This is a genomic window from Glycomyces sp. NPDC049804, assembly GCF_040674615.1.
Lineage (GTDB): Bacteria > Actinomycetota > Actinomycetes > Mycobacteriales > Micromonosporaceae > Glycomyces > Glycomyces niveus.
The window spans coordinates 1-9,833 of record NZ_JBFAMQ010000027.1 but is presented as its reverse complement, the minus strand read 5'-3'; the positions used below and the strand labels follow the sequence as shown (position 1 = coordinate 9,833).

Genomic DNA, 9,833 nt, shown 5'->3' with positions numbered 1-9,833 from the left:
TCACCGTGCGCCGTGTCTTCGGGCCGCACCGCGCCGCCGCGCCTTCGGGCCGCACCGCGCCGCCGCGCTTTCGTCTCCGCCGCGACGGGCCGTCCCCCAGCCCCACCCACCCGGGGCTTCGTCGTGCGCCGCGCCTTCGGGACTACCGCGCCGCCGCGCCTTCGGGCCTTCAGGTCTCACCGTGCGCCGTGTCTTCGGGCCGCACCGCGCCGCCGCGCCTTCGGGCCGCACCGCGCCGCCGCGCTTTCGTCTCCGCCGCGACGGGCCGTCCCTAGCCCCCACCCACCACTAGAGGGGAAGAATCAGTCTGCGCCGATCGTCCCGCCCGGGTCTGACAAGAACCGGCCCGCGCGGCCCGCGTGTCACCCGAAAGGGACAACGCAGGCCCGGTCAGGGAGCCTGCCGCAGGGCGCGAACGAGGTTCCGGGGCAGTGCCTTTGCGGTTCGCGTCGGACGCGGCGCGCCTGTCGGCGCGCGGGGAGACGGACCGTCGGCCCGGCCGAGGCGGCCGGGCCGGGGTGTCAGTCCTCTGCGTCGGCGGGCTTGGCGCCGTAGACGGTCGGACGCGGGAGCGGGATGTGGTCGGGGAGCTCCGCCCGGTCGAGCAGGTTCTTGACCCGGGCGCGGCCGGGCTTGAACCCGTCGGTCTCCACGACCGGCTTCGCCGTCGGCAGCTGGTGCGCGCCGGTCTTCGTCTCCGGCTCCTCGAACAGGCTGATGTCCGGCGCGTTCACGATCTTCTTCCGCGCCGACTCGACCGCCGACTGCGGCCCCTGCTCCGGGGACTCCTCCGGCTCGGGCGCCGCGGGCTCCGGCTCGGGGTAGTCGATCGGGGCCGCGTCCGAGAACGGGCTGTCGTTCACGCGCGGCATCGGCGGCGCGGGCGGCATCGGCGGGCCCGGTTCCGGGTTCGGCGGCAGCGGCTCCGGCGTCGGCACCGGCGAAGGCCCGGGACGCGGCATCGGCGGGCCCGGCTCGGGGTTCGGCGGCAGCGGCTCCGGCTGCGGCGGTGTCGGTTCGGGACGCGGCGGCGTCGGCTCCGGATTCGGCACGGGCTCAGGCTGCGGCGACGGCGGCGTGGGCTCAGGGTGCGGCACCGGCTCCGGACGTTCAGGCTCGGGTTCGGGCCGCGGCGGTGTCGGCGCGGGGCCGGGCAGCGGGTCCGGCAGCGGCCTGGGCGGCGTCGGTTCGGTGTCGGTCAGCACCGGCTCAGCGTAAGACGATTCGTGCACCGTGGTCCCCGAATCGATGGCACTGGCCTCGGTCGACTCGGCCTCGACCGGTGCGGCGTCCGCGAACGGCGCGACGGCGTAGTCCTCGACGGGAGCGACCGCCGCGGGCTCGGCGGCTGATTCGGTGTCGGGATCGTCAGCGGCGACGCTTGCATCCGTCAGGGCCGCAGGGATTTCCTCGACCGGGCCGGTCACCGGGGCGGCTTCGACGGGCTCATACTCGGGCACGTCGTCGGCCGCTTCGGGCTCGGCGATCGGCTCGGGGGCCGCGACGGGCTCGGGCTGCGGCGTTTCGGCCGCGGGCTCGGGTGCTTCGTCGGCGGTGGGCTGATCCGCGGCCGGCTCCGGCACTTCGATGCCGACCGCTTCGGCGACTTCGACCGCGCCTTCCACGCCGGCTTCGGCCGCCTCGATCAGGTCCGCGCCGGGGCTCGGCGCCTCGACGGCGGCGGCCTCCGCGAGCGCGGCGTCGAGGACGGGTTCGATCGCGGGCGCCTCGGCGCCGGCCTCATCGTCGTCCTCGTCGGACCCGGCGCCGGAGGCCGAGACCGGGGCGGGCGGCAGGGACTCGCCGGGCACGTCGTCGCCGAGGCCGGCGAGCGAGGCCTCCTCCTCCGCGGAGAGCTCCACGTCCTCGTCGTCGTCATCGGGGTCGGGCAGCTCGTCCCAAGCGCCGTCCTCGTCGTCCTCGACGGCCTCGACGACCGTCGGTCCGCCGGTCGGGGCGGCGGGCGTCGCCGCCGGGGCGGGGGTGTCGGTCTCGGAGACACCGAAGGACATCGCCGGCTCGGACGGCGTCTCGTCGAACGGAAGGTCGTCGTCGATGTGGGTCTCGTCGAACGGCTGGTCCGCGTCGGCCGGCGGCGCGGGCTTCGATTCCTCGACCGGTTCCGGTGCGGGACTGGGGATCTCGGCCGCGGGAATCGGGGCCGGCGCGGCGTAGGCCGCGCCGGGGACGTTGTCCGCGGACGGCAGGCTGAACCCGGCGGGCTGCGCCGGTGTGGGCGAGTCGGCAAGCGGCGCAGGCGGTTCGGGGTCGGCGAACGGGGCCGGGGCGGGCGGCTCCGCCGCGTTCGGCCTGATGCGCAGGATCTGGGTGCCGTCGGGGACGGGCTCGGGCAGGCCGGGCGGGTTCGCGGCCGGTGCGCCGAACGCGCCGGACTCGGAGGGCAGGCTGAAACCGCTGCTCGCGGGCGGGACCGCGAAGGAGGTGCCCGAAGGGGCGCCGGTGACCGGCGAGGACGCGGGCGGTTCGGCCGCCGCGGGCGGGGCCGTGAACTGGGGCTCGGGCACCTGCGGGGCAACGTACGGTTCGGGGACCGGCGGCGAGAAGGGGGCCGGGGCGGGCTGCGCGGCCGCGACCGGCGGCAGGGACTGCGCGGACTGGTACGGCTGCGGCGGCTGGTACGAGGGCGCCTGGAAGGTCTGCGGCGGCGCGGAAGGGTGCGCCGGGTATTGCGGGGCCGACGGGTACTGCGGCACCTGGGCCGAACCCGAGGCGGGCTGCTGCGGGTAGGCGGGCACTTGGGCCGAACCCGAATGCGGCGCTTGGTAAGGGGCGGACGCGCCGTACTGCGGCACGGCGGCCGAGCCTTGCGCGGCGCCCTGCGGCGGCATGCCGGGAGGCGCGGCCTGCGGGTTCCAGCCGCCGGGGGCGGCGTAGCCCGGAGGCGACCCGGGCGGCGGGTTCGCGCCCGGCTGGCCGGGCTGGCCGTACTGCGGCGGGACGGCGGCGTAGCCCTGGTTCGCGGAGGGCTGGTAGGCGCCCGGCGGGGCGTAGTTCGGTTCGGGGACGGCCGCATAGCCCTGGTTCGGGGCGGGCGCGTAGCCCTGGGCGCCGCCGGGCGGGGCGTAGCCGGGTTCGCCGGGCGGGGCGTACTGCGGGACGGCGGCGGCGCCGTAAGCGGGGGCCGCCGGGGCCGCGCCGTAGGACGGGGCGGCGCCGTAGGGTCCGGCATCGGCCGGGAAGCCTCCGAGCGGCGGGGGCAGCGGCGCTCCGCACTGGGGACAGCGGCGCTGACCGGACGTCAGTCGCTGGCCGCAGGAGCTACAGCTGTTTCCGTCCACGGAGCCTCCTTGGGGCTGGAGCGTCGTTCGGGCAACTCAACAACCATCGTGCCATCAACCGGTCGCGAACCGTGCGCGCCTTCCCACTACCGTGCAGTACCCCTACTCCTCCGGATCACGCGTCAGGGTGCCCGAATCCGAGTCGGCCGTGGCCGGATCGGGGGTGTCCTCGCCGCCGCCGGAGGGCGTCTCGGAGGACGGGGTCTGCGTGGGGGTCGGCGAAGGCGAGGGCGAGGGCGACTGCGAGGGGGACTCGCTCTCCGTGGGCTCGGGGTCGGGCGACGAGGTCTCGTCGTCCGGGGAGGTCGTGGGCGGGCGCGGCGACGGGTTCGTCGGCTTGTCGTCGTCCGGCGTCTGCGTCGGGTCCTCGGCGTCCGGGTCGGTCTTGACGGCGTCGACCACGCGGTGCGCGCCCGCGAAGTTGTCGAACCAGATCGAGCTGATCTTCACCACGTCGCCGGTGCGGGGGGCGACGACCATCTTGCCGTTCCCCAGGTACATGCCGGTGTGGTAGACCGACTGCCAGTTGCCCGGGTCGTCCCACCAGTAGAGGAGGTCGCCGGGGAGGAGCTTCTCGGTGTCCACCGGCTTGTCGCGGGTGGCGTTGAACTGGTCGGCGGCGACGCGCGGCAGCGAGACGCCCGCGTACGCGTACGCGGACTGGACGAGGCCGGAGCAGTCGAAGGAGTCGGGGCCCTCGGCGCCCCACACGTACGGGTCGCCGAGCTGCGCCAGCGCGTACTCGACGGCCTTCTTGGCCTCGGGGGCGGCGTCCCAGCCGTCCACTTCGGACGAGAAGTCGTTCGAGTGCTGGGCGGCGGCGGCCTCGCGGTCGGCCTCGAGGTCTTCGAGGGCTTCGCGGTTGTCGGCGATGAGCTTGTCGAGGGCGGCCTGCGCGGTGTCGAACTCGGCGTCGAGGACGGTGTAGCGGTACTCGGAGCGATCCGCGGAGAGGGTCGCGGCGTCGAGGGAGGCGCGGGCGACGGACTCGGCGGTCGCGGCGTCCTCGAAGTCGGCGTTGAGGCTGGGGAGGTCCCATTCGCCGCCGATGGGGGTGAGGCCGGTGAGGTCGGGGAGCTCGGTGTCGGGGCGGCCGGCGGTCTCGGCGTAGGCCTCGCTCGCGGCGTAGTCGAGGGCGGCCTGGGCGGTCTCGAGCTGGGTGAGGGTGGCGGCCCATTCGGTCTGCGCATCGGTGAGGCGGGTCTCGCGCTGGAGCCATTCCTCTTGGGCGGCGGTGGTGCGCTCGGCGAGCTGCGCGACGTCGGCCTGGGCGGCGGTGATCTGGGCGCTGAGGGGTCCGTTGCCCGCATTGGGGTCGGCGACGGGGTTCTCGTCGGAGGCGGTGCCGGCGGGGCGGTTGCCGTCATCGGGGACGGTGACGCCCGGTTCGGCGAATCCTGGCATCGCTCCGCCGCTCTGCACACAAAAGATGGCGACGGCGGCTGAACCGGCGGCGGCGATCACTCGGGCACCGAACCGTGTAACGCGCATGTGAGGTGTCCTTCTGTGGGGGAGGCCACGAATACTGTACCGAAGACACGCAACATTCGCATCCTCGGTTGCCTGCGGCTCCCGGCCGTGGCAGGCGACACAAGGCGGGAATCGCGTTGGCAAGGGCCGCAAGACTCCATCGCGCGTTCACGGCCTCACATCCCGCGACGTGCGCCCCCGCGATCGCGTCCCGGCGGGGCTACCCTGGCGGAAACGCCACAACGTTGGGAGCGCCATGGACGACAACGCCGAGTTCAAGGCCGGCATCGAGGAGAAGCTCGCGGCCGGCGAGCGGCTGACCTTCGAGGACGGCGTGGGCCTGTACGAGGTCGACGACCTCGCGTGGCTGGGTCGCCTCGCGCACGGCGTCCGCACCGCCAAGAACGGCGACCGGACCATGTTCAACGTCAACCGGCACCTCAACCTCACCAACGTCTGCTCGGCGTCCTGCGCGTACTGCTCCTTCCAGCGCAAGCCCGGCGAGACCGACGCGTACACGATGCGCGTCGAGCAGGCCGTGGCCCTCGCCGAGCAGATGCGCGGCGACGCGCCCACCGAGCTCCACATCGTCAACGGCCTCCACCCGACCCTGCCGTGGCGCTACTACCCGCGGGTCCTCAAGGCGCTCAAGGAGACCCTGCCGCAGGTGAACCTGAAGGCGTTCACCGCCACCGAAGTGCAGTGGTTCGAGAAGATCTCCGGGCTCAGCGCCGACGAGATCCTGGACGAGCTCATCGAGGCGGGCCTCGAGTCGCTCACCGGCGGCGGCGCCGAGATCTTCGACTGGGAGGTCCGCCAGCACATCGTCGACCACGACTGCCACTGGGAGGACTGGTCGCGCATCCACCGCCTCGCCCACCAGAAGGGCCTGCGCACCCCCGCGACGATGCTGTACGGGCACATCGAGGAGCCTCGCCACCGCGTCGACCACGTGCTGCGCCTGCGCGAGCTGCAGGACGAGACCGGCGGCTTCGCCGTGTTCATCCCCCTGCGCTACCAGCACGACTTCCACGACTCCAAGGACGGGAAGATCCGCAACAAGCTCCAGGCGCGCACCACGATGGCGAGCCCGGCCGAGTCGCTGAAGACGTTCGCGGTCTCGCGGCTCCTGCTCGACAACTTCGACCACGTGAAGTGCTTCTGGGTCATGCACGGGCTCGACGTCGCGCAGCTCTCGCTGTCGTTCGGCGCCGACGACCTCGACGGCTCGGTCGTGGAGTACAAGATCACGCACGACGCCGACGCGTACGGCACGCCCGACAAGATGACCCGCGACGACCTGCTCGAGCTCATCCGCGACGCCGGGTTCCAGCCTGTCGAGCGCAACACCCGCTACGAGGTCGTGCGCGAGTACGAAGGGCCGCAGTCGATCGCCGAGCGCCGCGCTGAGCCGCAGTCGGTGAAGTTCTAGTGGCGCAAGGCAAGTCCGAGGGGGAGCGCCCGAAGGTCGAGACCCTCGGGCAGCTCCTGGGCACCGCGCTGGCCTACTTCGTGATGGGCGCGGTCGTCCTGGTCGTGATCGACCTCGTGTTCGTGCTGCCGACCGGGCGCGGCTTCGGCCAGACCTCGGGCTGGATCGCGGCGCTGCCCACGGTGTGGGTGTACACCGAGCAGTTCCGGCGGTACGCGGGCGCGCGCCGCTGGGGGCTCATGCTCGTCGGCGTCCTCCTCGGCCTCGCCGCCGGGTTCGCGGTCGCCCTCATCGCGCCGACCGCGTGGCCGCCCGTGCTCACCGGCGGCCTCGGCGGCCTCACGGCCGCACTCGTGTACGGCCCGCTGTGGTTCGCGGGCATCAACGCCTTCGGAGAGGAGCGCGCGGGATGAACAACCCGGTCGCCAAGTACTTCCTGACCCGTCTCGCGATCATCGCCGTGGTCGCGGTGCCGCTCATGTTCTTCATGAACGCGCTCATCGCGGTGGCCATCGGCCTGCTCGCGTCCATGGTCATCGGGTTCACACTGCTGCGCAAGCAGCAGATCGCCATGATCGACCACATCGACGCGGGCGCGCAGCGCCGCCGCGAGGAGAAGGAGCGCCTGCGCGCCGAACTCGCCGGCGACGACGCCTAGGGCCCGCCTAGCCGGCGTCCTTCATCAGCTCGGTGCAGATCTGCAGGGTCTCGGCCGCGCCCGCGGTGAGGGCCTTGCCGTAGTGCTTCAGCCATGAGCGCACGCCGTCGGGCGTGCCCGTGGCCCAGGCCCGCTGCGCGCCCACGTACTCGGGGGCGCGCTCGAGGTGCCCGGCGTCGACCGTGATGAGCAGCTTCGGGTCGAGGCCCTTGCTGGCCAGCGCGAGCCGCGAGGCGGCGCGGGCGACCACGTTGTTCGCCACCGGGAAGGGGCGCACCGCGAGGAGTTCGCCGTGCACGACGGCGGCGGCCATCGCGGCCGGGATCTCCTTGGTGGGGTTGGTGACCAGGGCGCAGAGGGCGTTGATGCGGTTCATGCCCTTGTCGTCGACCTCGATGCGGCCCGGTTCGAAGTCGACGCCGGCGTCGGGGAGCTCCTTGGTGGCGAGGGTGTGGAGCTTCGCGAGGACGTAGCGGGGCGAGACGGGCCACATGGGGGCGAGGCCGGGGAGGGCTTCGATGACGCGCAGGACGCCGGAGACGGCGGGGTCGTCGAAGTCGCGTTCGCGCAGCCGCTCCACGTCGCAGTCGTACCCGTCGAGCGCCAGGGTCGCGGAGGCGCTGTGCAAGGCCACTTCCGCCGCGACGAGTTCGTCGCCGCCGCGGAGGGCTTCGTGCCACAGCATCCGGTCCACGTTGGCTCTGGCGTTCTCGAGAGCGTCGGCGACCTCGGAGAGTTCGAGGAGAGGCGCGAGAGGATCCACGGGCGGAACCTTACCTTTTGGGCGGAGCGCGCATACGGCGCACTGGGCGGTCTAGAGGGCAGTCACAAGGAGGCGCCGGCGTCCCGGATCGTGCACCGGTCCGACGATACCTCCCGAATCAGGTCCGCAAGGCCCCCGATGGGACCGGGCGGACCCTTCGCGGGCCGCCCGCCGACCGTCCGCGGGCCGTTCGGCGAGCACCGCTCCCAGATGCCGGTGCGGGCGCGGCCGCCCGTATCTGTGTCGGGTTCGTCGCGGTAGTGTTGCCGGACATAGACCCGCCTCACAGTCGCGTTTTGGCGCGTAGATCTGTAAGGAGCGAAATACCCGTGGCATCAACCCCGCAAGAGACGCTTGCCAACCTGCTCTCGGAGGACCGGACGTTCCCTCCGTCCGCCGGGTTCGCCGCGCAGGCGAACGTCACCGCGGCCGCTTACGAGGAGGCCGCGGGCGACCGGCTGGCCTTCTGGGAGCGGCAGGCGCGCCGGCTCGACTGGTCGAAGGACTGGGACAGGGTTCTGGACTGGGACAATCCGCCGTTCGCGAAGTGGTTCACCGGGGGCGAGCTCAACGTCGCGGCGAACTGCCTCGACCGGCACGTGGACGCCGGGCTCGGCGACCGCGTCGCGATCCACTTCGAGGGCGAGCCGGGCGACAGCCGCGCGGTGACGTACGCGGAGCTGCTCGACGAGGTGAAGCGGGCCGCGAACACGCTCACCGACCTCGGTGTGGGCGCGGGCGACCGGGTCGTCATCTACATGCCGATGATCCCCGAGGCCGCGGTGGCGATGCTCGCGTGCGCGCGGATCGGCGCCCCGCACTCGGTGGTGTTCGGCGGGTTCAGCGTGGACGCGCTGTCGAGCCGCATCGACGACGCGGGCGCGAAGCTCGTGATCTGCGCCGACGGCGGGTTCCGCAAGGGGAAGCCGCTGGCGCTCAAGCCGACCGTGGACGCTTCGCTGGAGCGGTGCCCGTCGGTGGAGAAGGTCCTGGTGGTGACCCGCACGGGCCAGGAGGTCGAGTGGACCGACAAGGACGTGCGCTGGGAGGAGACCGTCGGGGCGGCCTCGAACGAGCACGAGGCGCAGGCGTTCGACGCCGAGCACCCGCTGTTCATCCTGTACACGTCGGGGACGACGGGGAAGCCCAAGGGCATCCTGCACACCTCGGGCGGGTACCTGACGCAGGCGTCGTTCACGCACCACGCGGTGTTCGACCTCAAGCCGGAGACCGACGTGTACTGGTGCACGGCCGACATCGGCTGGGTGACCGGGCACTCGTACATCGTGTACGGGCCGATGTCGAACGGCGCCACGCAGGTCATGTACGAGGGGACGCCGGACACGCCGCACACGGGGCGGCTGTGGGAGATCGTCGAGAAGTACAAGGTCACGACCTTGTACACGGCGCCGACGGCGATCCGGACGTTCATGAAGTGGGGCGACGACGTCCCGGCCCGGTACGACCTGTCGAGCCTGCGGCTCCTGGGGTCGGTGGGCGAACCGATCAACCCCGAGGCGTGGATCTGGTACCGCGAGCACATCGGCGGCGGGAAGTGCCCGGTCGTCGACACGTGGTGGCAGACCGAGACGGGGGCGATCATGGTGTCGCCGCTGCCGGGCGTGACGCCGACGAAGCCGGGTTCGGCGCAGCGGCCGCTGCCGGGGATCAATGTGGACGTCGTCGATGAGAAGGCCGCGTCGGTGCCGGACGGCGGCGGCGGGTACCTCGCGATCCGCGAGCCGTGGCCGTCGATGCTGCGCACGATCTGGGGCGACGACCAGCGGTTCATCGACACGTACTGGTCGCGGTTCGGCGGCCTGTACTTCGCCGGCGACGGCGCGAAGAAGGACGACGACGGCGACCTGTGGCTGCTCGGCCGCGTCGACGACATCATGCTGGTGAGCGGGCACAACATCTCGACCACTGAGGTCGAGAGCGCGCTGGTGAGCCACGAGACGGTGGCGGAGGCCGCGGTCGTGGGGGCCTCGGACCCGGTGACGGGGCAGGGCATCGTCGCGTTCGTGATCCTGCGCGGGGGCCGGGACTCGAGCCCCGAGCACCTGTCGGAGCTGCGCAAGCACGTGGCGAACACGCTGGGGCCGATCGCGAAGCCGCGCCAGGTGATCGTTGTCGCCGAGCTGCCGAAGACGCGCTCGGGCAAGATCATGCGCCGGCTCCTGCGCGACATCGCCGAAGACCGCGAGATCG

At 72.8% G+C, this 9,833-nt stretch carries 7 protein-coding genes; 4 read left to right on the top strand and 3 right to left on the bottom strand.

Annotated elements, in window-relative coordinates; all coding sequences use genetic code 11:
- Positions 1 to 521: 521 nt before the first annotated feature.
- The gene (locus tag AB0K52_RS24645) at positions 522 to 3,299 is read right to left on the bottom strand and encodes a hypothetical protein (protein WP_363536850.1); all 2,778 of its coding nucleotides are present in this window, start codon (positions 3,297 to 3,299) and stop codon (positions 522 to 524) included.
- Between the two features lie 102 nt (positions 3,300 to 3,401).
- A complete protein-coding gene (locus AB0K52_RS24640) occupies positions 3,402 to 4,703 on the bottom strand; it encodes an NlpC/P60 family protein (RefSeq protein WP_363536847.1) in 1,302 nt (433 codons plus the stop codon).
- A 322-nt stretch (positions 4,704 to 5,025) separates the two neighbouring features.
- Between AB0K52_RS24640 and mqnE the strand changes: the two genes are divergently transcribed.
- From mqnE to AB0K52_RS24625, 3 genes are read left to right on the top strand one after another with little or no spacing between them, the layout of a single operon-like run.
- On the top strand, positions 5,026 to 6,201 hold the full coding sequence (mqnE, locus tag AB0K52_RS24635) for an aminofutalosine synthase MqnE (RefSeq protein WP_363536844.1): 1,176 nt from the start codon (positions 5,026 to 5,028) through the stop codon (positions 6,199 to 6,201).
- Positions 6,201 to 6,614, top strand: coding sequence for a hypothetical protein (locus AB0K52_RS24630; protein WP_363536841.1), 414 nt, complete (start codon positions 6,201 to 6,203; stop codon positions 6,612 to 6,614). Before mqnE ends, AB0K52_RS24630 begins: the two co-directional genes overlap by 1 nt.
- Positions 6,611 to 6,859: a DUF4229 domain-containing protein gene (locus AB0K52_RS24625; protein WP_363536838.1), complete on the top strand. Its 249-nt coding sequence runs from the start codon at positions 6,611 to 6,613 to the stop codon at positions 6,857 to 6,859. Before AB0K52_RS24630 ends, AB0K52_RS24625 begins: the two co-directional genes overlap by 4 nt.
- Before the next feature lie 7 nt (positions 6,860 to 6,866).
- Here the strand turns inward: AB0K52_RS24625 and AB0K52_RS24620 are convergent, their stop codons facing one another.
- Entirely contained in the window at positions 6,867 to 7,622 is a 756-nt protein-coding gene (locus AB0K52_RS24620; protein ID WP_208499533.1) for an oxidoreductase, read from the bottom strand.
- Positions 7,623 to 7,951: 329 nt separating this feature from the next.
- Here AB0K52_RS24620 and acs point away from each other — a divergent pair.
- Positions 7,952 to 9,833 (top strand): acetate--CoA ligase (gene acs, locus AB0K52_RS24615; RefSeq protein WP_363536834.1); only part of this gene is annotated, 1,882 nt, incomplete at its 3' end.